Source organism: Lysinibacillus sp. NPDC086135 (genome assembly GCF_044746345.1).
In the GTDB taxonomy this organism is placed as follows: Bacteria; Bacillota; Bacilli; order Bacillales_A; family Planococcaceae; genus Lysinibacillus.
Window position 1 is genome coordinate 99,346 of the sequence record NZ_JBIVCA010000004.1, and the last position, 17,155, is coordinate 116,500.

Sequence of the window (17,155 nt, forward strand, 5' to 3'; positions counted from 1 at the left end):
ATTAATCTTCCTTAAATAAGTCTTCTTCTTGTTCTCCATCTGTTTCAGAAGATACATTGAACTTGCTAATAGTTGCAATTGAATCTTCTTCTTTGATAGAAAGAGTGATGTTTTTACCGTTAAATTCTTCAAGTAATTTATTTAGGCTATACTTGAAATCGCCATCTTTAACAGAATCAGTTACGATTAACTCTCCTAAAGTCCAATCAATATCAAGTTTACCTTTTAGTTTTATTGAGTTAGTGCGCTTTGCCATTATTTCTTAGCACCTGCTTTAACTGACTTTTGAACAGCTTTCGCTTGTAATAAACCATTTGGTGTAACAGGGAAGATAGCAACGCCACCACTGTAATCTACAGCGTGATAAGTTTGCATTTTATCGTATTCAACTTTTCCGTTTTTCTTCACAGACTTGCCAAATTTATCAAGCTTTACTGCGTAGCGTGTGAATAAGTCAACTACTGCATATCTAAGACCATACATAGTCTTAATTTTTCTAATGTGTAACATTTCTTATTTCTCCTTTGCTCTAGTAAATTCAATATTTTATTGTAGGGGCTAGTGGGATTGAACCAATGATTTTGGGTTAGGAATCTAACGTTTTATCACTAAATTAAGCCCCAATTACAACAAAAAACACTATCAGAATAGTTACGCCTTTCTAATAGTGAATTGATTGTCTTAATATTCAGTTGTGTAGTAGACACATTCACCCTAAAGAATAATAATGATTCTTTAGATTGTTTTAAGGTTACTGTGTCTGAATCACACCCTATATTCAGGAAACAAAGCGAAAGGAGAGTAAACGAAAAATTTTATTAACTTTGCTTTGTTTCTTGAATATAAGATGTAATATGAGGGGTGATACGATTCGAATCTACTCTGCTTTTGCAACAGTTGACATTCTGTCCAACTTCCATAGAGCAACCTACAGGATTTTAACCTGCGAATAATAGAATTGCTGTCTATTCTTTTACGCAATTGGTAGCTACATAAGATTAAGCTCAGGAACAGAATCGAACTGTTGTTTTTTGAATAAAAAGCAGATGTAATGTCACTATCTAATCGAGCGCATAGTGGGGTGAGCGTTGAACAGAGGCTTGCTTATTAGACAGGTGAAATAAGGATTCAATCCTGTTGGCTGATTAGGCAGTGGTCGAACATGCAATGATACGATAAAATTTTTTATAAATACTCTAATTTTTTTAAACCATCTATTCTATACATTGTGTAATCATCTTTCGATATTGCTGTGTTTGAAGCAAAAATCTCAAGCTTCTCTGCTTCTTCATCATAAATATCGAAATATCTATCCAACGCTATTTCAAATGCTCTTTCCTTCCAACGGTTATCTATACTATCGTCAGATTCCTTAGAATACAAGTAAGATTCATTAACTAGTTCGTTGTTAGTTTCATATGTTAAAATATAGTAATTCATAGTTATATCCTTTTTGGTAGGGCATAGGGTATTCGAAACTCTAAATACTCGAAAGAAAATCGAGTGGCGTAGTCCACGTCAAATGCCCAAAATTTTATTGGCGCGCCATGAGAGATTCGAACTCCCAACCGACAGGGTAGAAACCTGTTGCTCTAATCCATTGAGCTAATGACGCATATTTGATTTTCAGCATTGAGCGTAGTTAAGGGAAGAACTACGCTCAAACTTTGATTCTAAGGAGGTTTAAGTTATGAAATCAAAAGAACTTCTCACTTTATCTTGCGAAGGGTAGGTAGCACCGAAAGTTCTTTTAGTTGTTTTTGTAGTACTTGATTGGGTCTCAGATGTTTACTTAATTCTAATTAATCTGTTTGTCTTGTTTGTGAGTTTAGTTATTATCTTACTCATATGTTCGCAAGATGTTAAAGAGGTAGGAATAACACCTTGCGCTCAATAAGTTTATTAGCAGTAGCTTAAATAGGTAAGTGACTCACCTTGTATATCATGTTATATTATTATATTACTTTAACAAACTGTTTTATCGAAATAATTTGAAAATAGTGGTTTTTTTAATAAAATCCGAATAAAAAAGGTGAAATTCACACAGTATCACACCGATCATTTACTGAATTAGTTAATAACTGTTTTTTCTAATACTTCTTTGAAAGTTTTAGAAACAGCAAACTTTGTAGCCAAGTGAGTTGGTTTAACCACTGGTGAACCACCTTGAGGGTTACGGTAAGTACGCTCAGGTTTTACTTCAACCTTGAACTGACCTAAAGTACCAAAACCAATATTAACTTGACTTTCAACGATAGCACGAACATATGCTTTTTCTACTGAATCAAGAACTGCTGTTCCGAAGTCTTTTGTTATTTGGATTTCTACGCTATCTGTGTCACCTTCTAAGATATCTTTAGCTAACGCTTTTGATACACGCACCGTTGGTAGTGTAGCTTGTAGTTCCTCAGCTAAGATTCCTGTAATAAAATCTGTACGACCTAATTTAGCCATTTGGTTATAAGCTCCTTTTTCTCTGAAAAATAAAATGTGATTTTTACCGCCTTTGGAACAGTAAATAAATAATTATATATTATTATATTACTTTTGTTATAAGTTAATCTTCACTACTATTAGTAGTGATTCCTAGTTGTTCCTTATCTTCTTCTGATAGACAAGAGAAGTTACTATAGCGTTCTGAACCTTTGCTAATTTCCTTTACTTTCTTATGAGATAAGACTTCTAGATTCTTTTCCTCTTTAGTGAGGTAGTAAGCGAACATATCCAAAATTACTTTAGTGTTTTGCTTTTCCCAAGTAAACAATAGATATTCTTCTAATGTCATTGTCTGAGCTAGAAATTCAATTTCTTCGTTAAGAAGGTGTTCAATGACTTGCTTGCGTTGTGCTAAATTTAGCGAACTATCTAAGTTCACTGTTAGGTGTGGTAGTAAAATTTTCATTTTATTAATTAACCCTCTCATTCTTTAAGGCGGTGGGAAGTGACATTTGCAATACTTTTTTGTACAAGCTGTTTTAGCGACATGTTTTACAGATGGAAAGTAACCGGTCTTTTGCTGATTTATTGTCACTATAGAACTCGTTTGTTGCAGGTAGGTGTTCACCGCACTTGTTACATTGTTTTGTTTTTAAACCTAGAGTGCTTGTGTAGATCACTCTACGCCATTGACGCTCATTCTCTTTCACGACTGCTTTGTAAACGGTCTTGAGCGCTTTCTTGACATTCTGATTCTCAATGCCTATGGCTTCACCGATTTCTCTATGGGTGTAGCCTTTTTCAACCATTTTAATAAGAAGTAACTGTTGATCCGTGAAGTTACATTGATTGATTAGTCTATCCAATGAAGCATAAGTCGCTATCACTTCTTGATTAACAGCTTTAACCCCTGTAACGTCAAGTGTGCTACCGCCGCCTAAGAAAAGGTTATCATCATATTTGTATCTAAACTCTATTAAAAGCTCAACCACGCCAATGTCATTCATGACGAAGGGTTGAAACATTAAGTCCTTACTAGTAATGTGTGTCATGCTAAATCTTCCTTCCTATATAATGTAACTTCACCAACCTTTTGTAGTTGATTTCGACTTTAGTCATTATATATTATTTCGTAATTTTTGGATGTGTTTTTTGAAAAATATATTATTTTTTAATTATATATGTTTTTAATATAAATATGTTTATAAAAGTAATATAATTATATAAAATAAAGGAGCGACATATAAAGGTTCCGTTTAAGTATATTCAAGAGAAAGTAGGGATAAAATTGCCAAACATTTTACACCAAAATACTAACCGCCTAAAAGTCAAGGTTGCAAAGGTGCTGTACTATAAGGAAGAAAGCATGTGGGGCATTGTGAGCGTTGCACCAACTAAGATAGAGGGTGACTTCGAACCTGAGCTGAATCGCTATAACAACTTTGTTATTAGAGGTAACATTCCATTGGCTATGAATGTGGGGCAAGAATATGACATTGAAGTATCAGATTTGCAGACAGACGCTAAGTATGGTGAGTTCTATGAGATTATTCGTATTCATATAGAAGCACTTGACACAGTAGAAGCACAACAGCGCTTCCTACAAGCTGTTCTATCAGAGTATCAATCAAAGCTAATTCTTGAAGCCTTTCCTAACAATATGATTGTAGATGATATTAAAGATGATATAATTGATATAACTACAATAAAGGGTTTCGGGGAAGCTACAGCTCTAAAGATTAAGAGAGAAATCAAGCGAAACAAAGACTTAGGAGCTTTAATGGCGAAACTTGCTGACTTGAACCCATCAGGGAGAATGTTGAATAAGATTGTTGAGAAGTTTGGAAATTCTACAATTGCACTATTCAAAGCAAAAGAATCTTTATATTATCTATGTATCGTTTCAGGTTTAAGCTTCAAAAGAATTGACAACGTAGCTCTCATGCGTGGGGAAGATAAGTTTGGTTCAAAACGCATTAAGGCTTACTCAGAATACTACTTTAATGAAATTGCAAATCAAGGGCATTCGTGGGTCAATGAGCGGGAGTTCCTAGAACAAGCTATCAAAGAACTAGATGTTAATGGCACATATATTCGCAACTATATGAAGTCAGAGGATGGTGAGAAAAACTTCTATTGGCAACAGGAGGATAAGAGAATTTCTTCTATTCTTATGTACAACAATGAGCGCAACACATTACGAAATTTACTGAGACTTGCTACTAGATATGAAGCACCAATTGGCTTTGATGTTGATGAAGCAATCAAAGACGCTGAGGCGGCGCTAAATGTAAAATATACTGACGAGCAAAAAAATGCTATTCGTGAGAGTGTTCTGCACGGTGTGTTTATTATAAATGGTAAAGGTGGTACAGGTAAGACCACTGTAGTCAAAGGGATTGTCGAGGTATTAAACTCTTTAGGCCTTACTTATAAAGCATGTGCATTGAGTGGTAAAGCTTCACAGGTTCTTTTATCGAAAGATATTGACTCTGCAACAATTCACCGCACGTTTGGAATTGGTGTTAAGAAGTCAGATGATGAAGAAATCGGTGATGGTAAATCATTCTATGATGTAATAATCATTGATGAAAGTTCAATGGTAGATGCAGGACTGTTTAGCCAAATGTTATCTAAAATTCAAGATGGTACTAAGGTAATTTTAGTAGGGGATAGTGGTCAGCTTTCAGGTATTGGGCATGGGGATGTGCTTCGTGATTTACTTCAAACACAATACTTCAAAACTATTGAGTTAAATCAAGTTCACCGTCAAGCCCAAGATTCAGGAATCATTGAATTAGCTACAAAGATTCGTGAAGGTGTTCAAGTTTGCTCTGCTAACCAAGAGGGCATGATAAAGTTTGGAAAGAACAAAGACATGATTATGGTCAACTATCAAAACAAAGAAGATATGCCCGAAAACGTTGAGAGAGTTTTAAGAGGTCAAGCAAAGAATATCAAAACACCTCAAGATCTAATGGACTTCCAAGTTGTTGTGGCTATGAAAGAACGTGGTGCTATGTCAGCAAAAGCAATTAATAACCTAGCTCAATCAATCTTTAATGACCTAGAGAAGCCATTTGTGTCTTACAATGGATATGACTTCAGGGAAGGTGACAAGGTTATTGTAAAGGGCAATAGCTACGAAATCAGCTACTATGATGATTTAGAGCATTATTATAATGTGCGAGACAATGAGTTAACTGAAAATGAGATTCAGGAATACTTATTAACATTGGAAACTGACGAGGAAAGAATTGAGTTTTATGATAGTATTTCAACATCAAACACTGGTGATTTATTCAATGGTACCATGGGGATAGTTGTAGATGTGTTTGAGAAAATGGACTATAACACAAATAAAATAGTTCAATGCTTGGTGATTAACTTCGAGGGACTAGGAATTAAAATTTACCAACAATCAGAACTCGATAGTTTGGAACTAGCTTATACTGTAACTTGTCACCGCATACAAGGTTCAACTATCAAAAACGTAGTAGTTGTATTAGATTACTCTGCATATTCACTTTTATGTAGACAGTGGGTTTATACAGCAATCACTCGTGCTTCAAAGAAATGTGTATTACTTGTACAATCATCTGCTTTAGTCAAAGCAATCGGAACAGACGCTAGTGGAAACCGTCAAACATTTTTAGGTGATATGATTAGAGAATTACACAAAGTTAAAGGAGATATAGAAACAGTAATTAAGCAAGTCGCTAAGTTGCAATAAGGTTACGCACTGTTGCAATCATCTACTAAGATAATTAATAGTAAAACCTCAAAAATTATATAATTATATACAAAAAAAGTATAGTACTGTGCCTGAACGTCACTTTTTGAGTTTTAAGGAGAGAATGATTTATACAAATAGATTAAGACTTGTTTAACAACTTCTTAAACCTAGATATTAACCCTTTTGAATTGTTTGGTGAACTACTAGCAACAGGGAAGTTGAAAGAAAATAGGCATAAGAAATTCGCCTTGAGTTGTAAATCAAACCAGAGAAGCGGATGGATTATATAAGCAAGAAAAAGGGGTTATTAGATACTAGGTTTAACATCTACTACTCGTGATTTTCCGATCAGCAACATGAGGTGAAGCGAAGTTACAACTTTGTCATACCTTGGCTATGAAGTAGCACAAGATTTTTGCTAAGTTTAATAGTCGCTATGTGTGTAAGAGACCGCTTTTCAATAAATTCGTGAGGGTAAGGCATATTCTAGGGATGATTTGCTTTCGATTAATATATTTGATTTTACTCGCTGTGTGTTTTGTCCTTAGATTGGTTTTGATGGGTTCTATGTTTAAGGATATCTAAAGTACCAAGTGAAAATGCTAGGTAAGCTGTTAGTATATACTACACTGAATTTGAGAACAAGTTTGGTTACAAACATATACGCACAAGAACCATCTCCACTACAAGAATTTTTATTAATGCTGAAATTGTGGTAAATAATGCCCGATTAGAAATATATATAGAAGGTGATGAAAATTGCGAATGTGGTTGTAACTCAGATTTTAAGGAACGAATCAAAAAACTTTTGAAAAAACAACATTATTAAATAACTTTCATATCAAAAATATAGTAGATTTTAAAGTTATATAATAATATTTTCGATTGTGTGTTTATATGGTAGTTGCAAATATTATTAGAATGACTAACAGTAGCATTGGAATTTCAATTGAACAATTTCTTAAAACAACAGGAGCAAAGAAAAGAAAATACTTAATAGAAACAATTTAATAGACATATCAAATTTCTTCGATATTGTTTTTGGTAGACATTATTCAATCATAGCAGCTAACGTATATAACAGCGATAAAAGAAGTTTCTCGAAAAGGATTTACAGAATTAGCGCTTATAACCAAACTTCCTAAAGATACAATAAATATAGAAAAAATAGGTTTTCGGCTACTGTAAATTATACTGAAAGGTTTATGTAAACTAAAAAAATCAAAATTTTATTGAAGTTTTATATTTACATTAATGGTAATTAAGTTGGATGGAGCGACTGAGATGTTGTTAATCTGAATATAATTTAGTGAGTGGAATAGGGAAAGGTGATTAAAAATGGACTGAAAAAATAAGTTAAGAAGATTCAAAATAAGCGTAATCTAGCCCATTCTAATTAGAAATAGTTATTGTGAGTAACTTAATAATATGTTATGATATAATAGTTTTTAGAAATGCATTATATAGCATGAAGGGAGACATATTGTTGTGAGTGCTTACAATGACTTTATCCAATCAGTTAAAGATAACATTCATAAAATACATGAAAATAATAAAACTAGAAGGGAAGTAGAAAGTCAATTAGCGATATATGGTATTAATAAAGGGGAACTTCAAAGATACTTTAATGATATTGACACACTTGATGAAATAGATATAAGGGTAATAGCACTAATAGGTGAACAAATATTTTTAAAATTTGGTATTGAGAGTCTTGACCTTAAAAAAACATTTAATAAAAATGAATTGAACGATATTAGAGTTTTTTATAACACAAAGCAAAATGATTATATAGATTATCCAATTGTGATACATGATGTAACAATGATTGGTCAAAGTAGTTATGTTTTTCCAATTGATTATAAATTCATAGCAAGACTGTATAATAGTAATAAACTGAATTATAATTTTGAAGTTCAAAGGCAACCAAAATTTGTAAAAAGGAAAGAAAGAGTTATCAAAGCCCCTTTTATCAATCAAAATAGTGTCAAAGAAATTACTAAGCACTTATTAAACGGTACGTTAGTTCCTACAAATATTGTGTATAATGCCAGTCTAGGTAGTTCTAATGAGAGTGAAGAATTAATCTATAATAGCAAAGAAAGAACTCTAACAATAACAGACGGAACACGTTTGGATATATTAGATGGTATGCACAGAACGATTTCTTGTTTAAGAGCTTACTCAGTGAATAAAGATTTGGATTTTAATTTTATTGGACTTCTTTTTAATTTCACAACGAAACAGGCTCAGAACTATCAGAGCCAATTAGCAAAAGCTAACCCTATTCCTAAGAGCAGAATACAGGAACTTGAAGCAAGTAGATACGCTGACTTTGTAGTTCAACAATTGCGCATAGATAGCGAATTGAAGGATAGAATAACGTCTAGAGACAGACTAGGAAAAGGCACCAATGAACTAGTGAGCTACGCTGTAATATCCAATGCAATTGACAGTACTTTTGAAATGAAAAATAAACTCGAAGCACTTGGAATTTATAATTATTTATCAGAGTACTTTACTTACTTATTTGGCTACTTCCAAGAAGATTTAGAACAACTAGACAATGGTAACTTAATGTTTTATAACAAGATGTTCGTAGGACACATAAAATTAGCAAAGCGAATGAAAGAACACAACATACCTTTAAGCAACCTCAATCATATTTTGAGTGGTATAGACTTCAATAGGGAAAATAAGATTTTTAAAGACTATGGAATAGTTGTAAACGGTAAGGTGGCTAATAAAATTGAAAAATCCATAATAAAACTATTTGATGATATTGAGCTAAAGGGGAAATAGATAATGACAATTCAAAACAATGTTTTAAAATTTGATAAATTATATAACGGTGAAGAAAAAAAGGCATTTATTAATCAATATGAATCAGTTGATAGTCAGTTAACAATTTATTGGCAATTTCTAAAAGTAGCACCTTTTGAATTTCAAGCAAATAAAGATATGTCAGAAATGACAGGGGCAGAAATAAAAGAAATGTTATTAAGCGCTGAGTGTTCAACAATAACAAGTGCTATCAATCATATTAATACTTATAAACGATATATTGATTATATGACAACTACAAGCCCATTCTATGAGTTTGAAAGCTATTCAGAGCTTGCAAGTGAGGTAGTAGCAAAGGAGAAAAACAAGCGCTACAGCAAAGAGGAATTAATGTTCATGTTAGATGAATTAAATAACTACACTGACCAAGCATTGTTACTAGCTTTATTTGAGGGAATCAAAGGTAAATCATTTAGTGAGTTATTAACATTAAAAAAAGAAAATCTTCATGTGATAGAGGAAAAAGGCTCAGAAGACTACTATGTTGCAGACGTATATGACGAAGGAACTAAAGAATTTAGACGAGTAAGAATAAGCGAAGATCTTTATAAATTACTTATTTTGGCAGATAAACAAACAGCATATAGAACAAACAATCAAGATGAAATCATAGAGACCCCTTTTAATGAATATGAATATATTTTTAAGAAAGCAAAAAAAGGAAGACAGGGCGGTAATGTATTAGACAGACATTTTATCACTAGAAAGTTTGTATTCTTTAAAGAGTTCTTTGGTAATGTCTATTTAACTGCTGAAGACATTGTTCAAAGTGGTATGATGTATATGGCATATACTTTGTTCAAACAAAGTGGAAAGCTAGGAAAAACAGAGCTTTTAACTATTGGAGAGCATTACGATACTATTATGGCAACATCAAATGGGAAAGACTATTATAGAAATATTACTGACTTAAAAAGAAAAATATTTAATGAGCAGTTAGGGAAACTATATAGTGAGCTAGAGGGTGTTGAATATTCTGATTGATACATTCTTTTTAGTGGCATTGTGCTTCCACAGTGTCACTAAAACATTGATATTAAATTATCACTACACCTTAAACGACGATCGGTTGTTAATTTTAACATATTTGGTTGTCGGTTGTTAAATGTTTATATAAGTAATATAATAATATTTAAGGATCGACAAGCGTATATGTGATAAAATGACTACTACTAGTATAGCTTTTTGACACAGAAGCCCTTGTTTATGTTCTATCAAGATGTTATAATTGACTATGTTGTCAAAAGTAACTAATAGGGCAAGCGTTTCTAGTAATAGTTACATATACCTTCAAAAGAGAAAATAAAACATATCGTTGGGGGAAAAACTAAACAATGGCACATCCTATTAGTATTCGATTAATGATGAAAACACATGCAAGTAAGAAATTTGACGAGTTGATGGAGCAATTTGAATATGCTCAAATGCTTATTTTATTAACTACAGAGGAAAAATTCCATAGTTATCCAATTGAAAATAGAGAACAAGACAATGGCGAGTTCTATGTTGACTTGATTTTTGGAGACATGAAAGCTTTTAAAGAAGAAAAAGAAGTATTTGAAAATTTACAAAGTGTTCATTTTGAAAGTGATAATGGCGAACTTTTTGAGTTTAAGTCTCTTGAGTCATTGAGTGTTATTGAAGTAGTGGAACTGTCTGACATTGACACTATCTTATACAATCCAAAAACACTTGAAGCGTTGCTCGATTTAGCTTGCCAAAAAAAGTAGCAAAATGACTAATCAACCTTTATAGTAAGTCGATCATTTTATGATTTATGAAAGTGGTTAGTGTTTTTAACACTAATTGTGTATCACAGAAAAATTCTATTATTGCCGATACAATCATTTTGTATACAAAGGGTACTAGAATAGTACTTAAGAATCATTTGAAGATTAAGAGCTTTAAATCAGTTATTTTTGAGTTGTTTGCCATTATGATAAACAAAATAGCGATAAACATTTAGACCATCTAAAATTCATTCTAAGTGGTATGTTTTCGTACTATGCTTATGTACATTGGTTGCAAGTTGAAATTAAACAGCACCTCAAACTGAAGTGAATAAAATATCTTAAAGTAACCCTTATGTAATACCGAACTCATTTCATTTTAAGACGGGGCTTTTTAAAAGTTGGAGTGGAAGTACACCTACATAAGTTGAGGGTGTTGAAATCAAACACACCAATGTAACATCGATAAAGTTTTTCAGACGTTATTCATATCAATTTCATATTGGCCAAAACATAGTACAAGGTATTGTAACAGAAGTGTGTTTATCTTATTTTCTAAAAATACCTTGCACTAACAGAAATGTTGTGTGAGGTATTTTTTTGTTTTCACAAAAATCGGTTTAAACTACTCAGAAGTGCTGACTACATTTCTGATAAAATAGCAATTTTACTTGCGAAGGATAGGACAACAAACAAAAAACAACGTAATAAAAAGAAACTAGAAACTGCTATTATCAACAACTTATCTGTAAGCTACACAGTTGAAGTTAAAGGTAATGGCAAAAAAATTGCTTTAAATAGAACATACATTCGGTTTTGTGTGTATTAGTAATGATTAGATTCTTAGAGTATCCGTTTCAGATCGGAAATATTAGTTTCTATCAATTCATATGACCTATATGCAACACAACACAAACAGTGAGCTAAAAGTCATAAGCTATATAGGTGTTACTAGGGATAGACTTGGGAACGGACTACCACGTCTATGCCTAGAACCCTTATATAAGAAAGAAATGAAAGGTAATGGATAAGATGATGTTTTTATATGAAAGTCTTCATAGCTATCAGAAAGACTTGATAGATGAAGAAATTGAAGAATATATTAAAAAAATGATAATAACTAATCGTGGTTTTAACTATACTGAGAGTCAATTTCAATTTTTAATAAATGAAATAGTGATATATGGAAAACGAGTCAACAGCTTTTTAGGAGAAGCAATCAATTGCTTTAATTTAAAACAACTAGTGGTCAAGTCAAGGGCAATAAAGATAGCCTATGAACTAGAGCAGAGCAATCTAAGAAGTAAAACAAAAAGAGGTCTAGAAAATAAAGGAGAAGAGATTGTCAATCAACTTCAGGAAAGTCGCGATATAAGTAATGATATAATATCTTATAAATGTTTATTTAACGATTTTTATAGGAATACTGAAAAAATTTCAGATCCACACATGAAAGATGATACAGTGTAAGCGTTTTATGGAGAGCTTTGATAGGTATAGCTATAGATGTTCTGTTGGCTTATTCAATGCCAACAGAAGATGATGTATATAAATGGTAGGCTTACGGTGCTATGTGAATCCTAGTTAAAAATATTTAGAAAATCAGAAGTCCTATTAAGCGTAAATCCACTATGACTAGTTGGGAATTAGACAAATAGAAAAGATTGGTTTAAATAAACTATTAAAAATTTCTTGATTTTTCGTTGTATAAAAAATATAATGACATGTAATGTTTTTGGTTTAATTTTTAAAAATAATATAATTACATTATGATGGAATAAGAAGAATGCTTGATAAGTAAAAAGATGAAGTATGCATGCATAGCAGGAGCAGGGTTTTGACAATGAACCTTGTTGGTTTACGAGTGAGCCTGATACAACATAAATATTAGGTGACCAAGTGAATCAGAGTGGGTTGCGGAAGATTGAATACAGTCCTGTAGCTAACAAGTGTAAGGAAAATGAGCTACAGAGAGGTGGTTCATATAATTGTGAATGTAACGGTGGCGGTAGCTCAATAAAAGTGGTACAAGCTTTGTTCCTTTTCTTGAATGATTATACATATAGCTCTCATAACGCTATGACTAGCTCAACTGATTACAAGTCATACAATACAACCAATAATAGCTTTAAAACTAACGCAAGTTATTAGAAGGGTGGTAGCTAAGTATTACGAGCGTAGAAAGATATTCTTATACAAGCATTCCGACTTCTTTATTGATCTTCCTGAATTTGAGTATGGTATATATAGAGCTTTAACTTTGCCAAAGGAGCGGATTGAGGAAATCAAATACGCTTCTGAGAAGCTATAGGTTAAGGTTAAGGAGTATGTTCCAACACTAAATCAAGATGAAATAGTAAAGCAGGTTATCCTAGTATGCTAGTTCCCTTCCTTAAATTAGATTATTTGAGCTTTGATACAGTGTTAAGTCGCTTGACTTCATTGATACTAATAATGATCAAAGAAAATTGAATTAAACAACGTTACACCACTCTTAAAATTGGAATCATTCTTTATGAATAATGAAATTGTAAAAAATGAAAATGCAGAAGATGAAAGTCTAACAAAACAAAAGCTAGTTTCAATTATCAGTCAAGACGTTTGGGGATACGCCCCAAGTTGACTTTATTAGAAAGATGATTTCAATTATAGGTGTATTGAGTTCTTTTTTGGTGAATTGACTATCGAAGTGGGTGGAGGTGCTTATGAACCTAGTGATTATAAGATGGATATTATTACCATACCTGCTTATCCTTATAAGTTCTTGATATATACGAGAATGAAAAGGGTAAAAAGTAGGGATTGAACTATTAAAACATGTGGCACATTTGCTGTCCTATGGAAATTACATAAGTAGGGAGCGAACACCTGAGGAAGCAGAAATTGTTTCTAGTTTGTAACACCAACATACAACGCACTAATTCCCATTCAACTTAGATAATAGCTCATACGTTAAAAAGCCTATTCTTAGTAGCTGTGGCTCAAGTGTTGAGGTTATTAGAGAGCATGGAACAGTGAATATGATTCTTACAGCATGGGTATTATTAACATTCTTTTGAGCATTTGGTCTTTGGACTCCTGCTCAACACTACTTTGGTAAACGGACTTTAGGTTATCGAGCTCGTTTAGGACGAACGTAACTTTATCAGAAATTTGTGGTGGCTACTCAAATGAATCAATGCAGATGATAACTTGTGTAATCACTAGAATGGAAGAGATTAAAATTAAAACAGTAATCAAGTCGTTGCAGAAGTAAAAGGTGGTAGTTTCACTAAAAAGGAGATTCATTAAAGGTGGGCTTTCCTACCCTTTTAATTAATAGATGATTAGGGGCTATTCAACATGACAATAATTACACTACAACACACACAAGATACATATGAGTCTTTACAATTATTCCCATCCATAGAAGAAATGAATAAAGCCGTAATGGCGCATAAACACTTAAATAAGGAGCAATTAACTAAATCAACATATGCTGTCCTAGACTTCATTTCACAGTGGTCTTGCAAGTATGTAGGGGTGAGCTACCTTTGTCAGAAAAGAATCGCGGAGAGCCTAGAAATAAGCTATAAAACGGTTCAAAGATCTATTTCTAAATTAGTAGAATTGAACGTTGTGAAGAAGTTTAAAACAAAACGAGCTACAGGTGACAAGCGACAAAGCAGTAATATCATTGTAATTCAACCAGCTAAAGAAAATGTCCAACCCAAATGTCCACCCGAAGATACTCTTATCAATACTCAAAATATTAATAAAACAAATGATACAGAAAAAGAGGGTCTTTCTTTAAAAGAAGCTGATAAGGAATCTTTAATTAAAAAAGGATTAGTAAAGAAATTACCTGAAACATTACAACGAGTATTAGCCCCTTTCTTTGACGCAGATGAAATTTATAAATTAGCAGGAACTATTTATAAAGCTAAATCTAAAGTTGATAAAGCTATTCAAATTGAAGATTACTCAAATGAATACTACCAATGTATTCTAAGTGTTATAAATTCCTATAAACGAGGTAAAGCCGATTCATTATATGGTCTGTTGTTCCATGCTATTAAGGCTACAACAAAGACTATATGGCTTAAACAACGTGCAACAGGTGGTATTTGGTCTTCATTTTTAAGTTGATTTAAAAGTAATATAATTATATGATTTGTTTGTAGGTATAGCGTTGGGTTACTCAGAAAGTGAGGTATAACTTCTTTTATGCTCACCCAAAAGTGTCACTAATAATGATAGAGTGGGTTCTGTATTTATAATGATTGTTGTTCTAACTATAAAAAGAGATATGTTTATAGTATTGTCTCCTAAAACGAGTAGACAATTTATTTGAACTTGAATAATCTAGAATTTTAAAATTTTAGACATTTCATTGGGTAAAACCATAAAATAGTATATAATAACAAATGTATTTTTCTTATCTATGATATGAACTATAAGGTTCACTTGAGAAGTAGTAAAGAACTATTGGAGTTTCAAAACGCAACTATCAAGCAGTGTTTCACAGTGTCAAAATTACTTGATAAGCATATTGAAACTGTCTGAACACACCTTGAGTCATATGAAATCATGTATGACAAAGTAATTAGCATAAGAGAGGTTAGCTCAAAAGTTATGAAGTCAGAGGAACTTGTAACAATCGAAAGGGAAATGAAGATCTTAAATGACACATTTTGGAATTGATTGGAGAAAAGGAATTTGACTAAAGAAAGTATCAGGTTCGTGGGCATTGACCCATCAACTAAAACAGGTTTTGTTATTCTTGATTCTAATGGTGAGGTAGTTGTAGAAGAAGAAATTCGAGCTACAGCTACAAAAGACCCTGCTAGAATGATTGGAATAGCAAAACAAATTAAATCGTACTTGCAACCAAATGACAAAGTTGTTATTGAAGGTTTTGCTTACGGTGCTAAGGGTAAAGCAGTAGACTTCCAATATGGACTAGGTTGGTTAATTAGAGCTATGCTTTTCACTGAAAAGTTCGGTTATACTGACGCTACGCCAAGTCAGGTGAAAAAGTTTGCAAGCAACATAGGGAACGCAAAGAAGGAAGATTTAGTGCTACCACTGTATAAGAAGTGGGGTTATGAACACCACTCAGATAACGTGCGTGACGCATACATTATGGCTCGTATGGCGTACAACATGTATAATCACGCTGGATTACAGAAATACGAGCAAGAGGTACTGAGCAAAATGATAAAGCCAAAATAATAATAAATTGATAAACATAATAATTTATCAAAGGGTTATTAAAATCACTTTATAAAAATAACATAATGATATAATGCTGAAGTATCTAATGGTAGCTAGTTTGTATTTTACTAAAAGCATAATAAAATTTAAAAGTTAGGGGATTGTGAAATGGCAGAACAATTATTACGAGAAGCATTAAACAAAATTGAGATAGTTGGTTACGCTCAAGAATCAACACTCGAAAAGAAAGAGTTCAAAGACAATATAGGTAAGCCTTACACATGTATAAGCGGTGACATTACTGTTAAAATCAGTGAGGAAGAAACTCAAGTTGTGTCTTACTTCGCAAAAGAGCTTACACAAAAAGGCGAAGTAAACAAAAACTACAAAGCCTTAACTACTATCATGAATGAACTAGTTACTGTTGCTGACATTGCTCAAGGAGTATCAGAAGGTGAGCCTTCACGTATTGAATGTCAAGGTAAATTAACTCTAAATGAGTACAAAGGCAATGATGGAGAAGTTAAATCATTCCCTAAAATTAGTGGTCGATATTCACCTACTCGCTACAAAGGCGAAGCAAAAGATTTCAATCCAAAAGCTAAGTTTGATATTGAGGGAATCGTGAAATCACTTAAAGCCGAAACAGATAAAGACGAAAATGAAACAGGTCGATTAAAAATTCAGCTTTACGTTCCTTTGTATGGTGGTAAAATAATTCCATTAACATTTGTAACAGGTGAAACATTGCCACAAGGCGGTAAAGACTACTTAACTGACAACTTCCAAGCTCGTGCTTCTGTGCGTATTTACGGTGATTTAGTTAACAAGTCTAAAAAAATCGAACGTGTAATTGAATCAGGTTTTGGGGAAAACAAAACTGACGTAACTTATGAGCGTACTCGTGAGTTTATCGCAACAGGCGGTACATTATACGAAGAAGGTGTTCACAAAGAAGTATTCGACATTTCACTTCTTAAAGAAGCATTAGCTAATCGTGAGCGTCATTTATCAGCAGTAAAAGAGAAAGAAAAAACTGATGATAAGCCAAAACCAACAGCAGGTTTCGGTAATGGTTCTCAACCAACAAATGCTAAAAAAAATGAAAAACAAGATGATGGTTTAGATGATTTATTTGGTGAAGATTAATTCTTTTAAGTGATGTAATAATATCTTAGATTTAGGTAATTAAAAGAAGGTTGACAATCGCCAC

Annotated in this window: 14 protein-coding genes, 1 tRNA gene and 1 pseudogene; 9 read left to right on the top strand and 7 right to left on the bottom strand. The window is 32.7% G+C overall.

The window, feature by feature from the left end; translation table 11 throughout:
- Position 1: 1 nt before the first annotated feature.
- The 7 genes from ACIPKN_RS07375 to ACIPKN_RS07405 all read right to left on the bottom strand — a co-directional run bounded on the left by ACIPKN_RS07375 (position 2) and on the right by ACIPKN_RS07405 (position 3,488).
- Entirely contained in the window at positions 2-256 is a 255-nt protein-coding gene (locus tag ACIPKN_RS07375) for a YonK family protein (protein ID WP_400934659.1), read from the bottom strand.
- Positions 256-510, bottom strand: coding sequence for a hypothetical protein (locus tag ACIPKN_RS07380; RefSeq protein ID WP_400934661.1), 255 nt, complete (start codon positions 508-510; stop codon positions 256-258). Before ACIPKN_RS07380 ends, ACIPKN_RS07375 begins: the two co-directional genes overlap by 1 nt.
- A gap of 675 nt (positions 511-1,185) precedes the next feature.
- Positions 1,186-1,440 carry a hypothetical protein gene (locus ACIPKN_RS07385; RefSeq protein ID WP_400934663.1) on the bottom strand — a complete coding sequence of 85 codons (255 nt, stop codon included), beginning with the start codon at positions 1,438-1,440 and terminating at the stop codon, positions 1,186-1,188.
- A gap of 98 nt (positions 1,441-1,538) precedes the next feature.
- Positions 1,539-1,615: transfer RNA gene (locus ACIPKN_RS07390), tRNA-Arg, on the bottom strand.
- Between the two features lie 455 nt (positions 1,616-2,070).
- Entirely contained in the window at positions 2,071-2,454 is a 384-nt protein-coding gene (locus tag ACIPKN_RS07395) for an HU family DNA-binding protein (protein ID WP_132359699.1), read from the bottom strand.
- A 103-nt stretch (positions 2,455-2,557) separates the two neighbouring features.
- Entirely contained in the window at positions 2,558-2,902 is a 345-nt protein-coding gene (locus tag ACIPKN_RS07400) for a hypothetical protein (protein WP_400934665.1), read from the bottom strand.
- 73 nt (positions 2,903-2,975) lie between these two features.
- Positions 2,976-3,488 carry a hypothetical protein gene (locus ACIPKN_RS07405; RefSeq protein ID WP_132359695.1) on the bottom strand — a complete coding sequence of 171 codons (513 nt, stop codon included), beginning with the start codon at positions 3,486-3,488 and terminating at the stop codon, positions 2,976-2,978.
- A 236-nt stretch (positions 3,489-3,724) separates the two neighbouring features.
- Between ACIPKN_RS07405 and ACIPKN_RS07410 the strand changes: the two genes are divergently transcribed.
- From ACIPKN_RS07410 to ACIPKN_RS07450, 9 genes and pseudogenes are all read left to right on the top strand, one after another.
- Positions 3,725-6,169 carry an AAA family ATPase gene (locus ACIPKN_RS07410; RefSeq protein WP_400934667.1) on the top strand — a complete coding sequence of 815 codons (2,445 nt, stop codon included), beginning with the start codon at positions 3,725-3,727 and terminating at the stop codon, positions 6,167-6,169.
- Between the two features lie 1,491 nt (positions 6,170-7,660).
- The gene (locus tag ACIPKN_RS07415; protein WP_400934669.1) at positions 7,661-8,974 is read left to right on the top strand and encodes a ParB N-terminal domain-containing protein; all 1,314 of its coding nucleotides are present in this window, start codon (positions 7,661-7,663) and stop codon (positions 8,972-8,974) included.
- 3 nt (positions 8,975-8,977) lie between these two features.
- Positions 8,978-10,000: a phage lytic cycle repressor MrpR family protein gene (locus tag ACIPKN_RS07420; protein WP_400934671.1), complete on the top strand. Its 1,023-nt coding sequence runs from the start codon at positions 8,978-8,980 to the stop codon at positions 9,998-10,000.
- Positions 10,001-10,350: 350 nt separating this feature from the next.
- A complete protein-coding gene (locus ACIPKN_RS07425; protein WP_400934672.1) occupies positions 10,351-10,746 on the top strand; it encodes a hypothetical protein in 396 nt (131 codons plus the stop codon).
- A 1,023-nt stretch (positions 10,747-11,769) separates the two neighbouring features.
- Complete coding sequence (locus ACIPKN_RS07430; protein ID WP_400934674.1) at positions 11,770-12,216, top strand: hypothetical protein; 447 nt, start codon at positions 11,770-11,772, stop codon at positions 12,214-12,216.
- Positions 12,217-13,894: 1,678 nt separating this feature from the next.
- Positions 13,895-14,002 (top strand): annotated as a pseudogene (locus tag ACIPKN_RS07435) (DUF2179 domain-containing protein); the annotation flags it as partial.
- Between the two features lie 86 nt (positions 14,003-14,088).
- Positions 14,089-14,874 carry a hypothetical protein gene (locus tag ACIPKN_RS07440; protein ID WP_400934676.1) on the top strand — a complete coding sequence of 262 codons (786 nt, stop codon included), beginning with the start codon at positions 14,089-14,091 and terminating at the stop codon, positions 14,872-14,874.
- A gap of 570 nt (positions 14,875-15,444) precedes the next feature.
- Positions 15,445-15,960: a hypothetical protein gene (locus ACIPKN_RS07445; RefSeq protein WP_400934678.1), complete on the top strand. Its 516-nt coding sequence runs from the start codon at positions 15,445-15,447 to the stop codon at positions 15,958-15,960.
- Positions 15,961-16,110: 150 nt separating this feature from the next.
- Positions 16,111-17,091, top strand: coding sequence for a hypothetical protein (locus ACIPKN_RS07450; RefSeq protein WP_400934680.1), 981 nt, complete (start codon positions 16,111-16,113; stop codon positions 17,089-17,091).
- Positions 17,092-17,155 lie beyond the last annotated feature (64 nt).

Bases quoted from the DNA above. Each gene is read 5' to 3' on its own strand.
- ACIPKN_RS07375 (WP_400934659.1), bottom strand. From the start codon at position 256: ATGGCAAAGCGCACTAACTCAATAAAACTAAAAGGTAAACTTGATATT.
- ACIPKN_RS07380 (WP_400934661.1), bottom strand. From the start codon at position 510: ATGTTACACATTAGAAAAATTAAGACTATGTATGGTCTTAGATATGCA.
- ACIPKN_RS07385 (WP_400934663.1), bottom strand. From the start codon at position 1,440: ATGAATTACTATATTTTAACATATGAAACTAACAACGAACTAGTTAAT.
- ACIPKN_RS07395 (WP_132359699.1), bottom strand. From the start codon at position 2,454: ATGGCTAAATTAGGTCGTACAGATTTTATTACAGGAATCTTAGCTGAG.
- ACIPKN_RS07400 (WP_400934665.1), bottom strand. From the start codon at position 2,902: ATGAAAATTTTACTACCACACCTAACAGTGAACTTAGATAGTTCGCTA.
- ACIPKN_RS07405 (WP_132359695.1), bottom strand. From the start codon at position 3,488: ATGACACACATTACTAGTAAGGACTTAATGTTTCAACCCTTCGTCATG.
- ACIPKN_RS07420 (WP_400934671.1), top strand. From the start codon at position 8,978: ATGACAATTCAAAACAATGTTTTAAAATTTGATAAATTATATAACGGT.
- ACIPKN_RS07425 (WP_400934672.1), top strand. From the start codon at position 10,351: ATGGCACATCCTATTAGTATTCGATTAATGATGAAAACACATGCAAGT.
- ACIPKN_RS07430 (WP_400934674.1), top strand. From the start codon at position 11,770: ATGGATAAGATGATGTTTTTATATGAAAGTCTTCATAGCTATCAGAAA.
- ACIPKN_RS07440 (WP_400934676.1), top strand. From the start codon at position 14,089: ATGACAATAATTACACTACAACACACACAAGATACATATGAGTCTTTA.
- ACIPKN_RS07450 (WP_400934680.1), top strand. From the start codon at position 16,111: ATGGCAGAACAATTATTACGAGAAGCATTAAACAAAATTGAGATAGTT.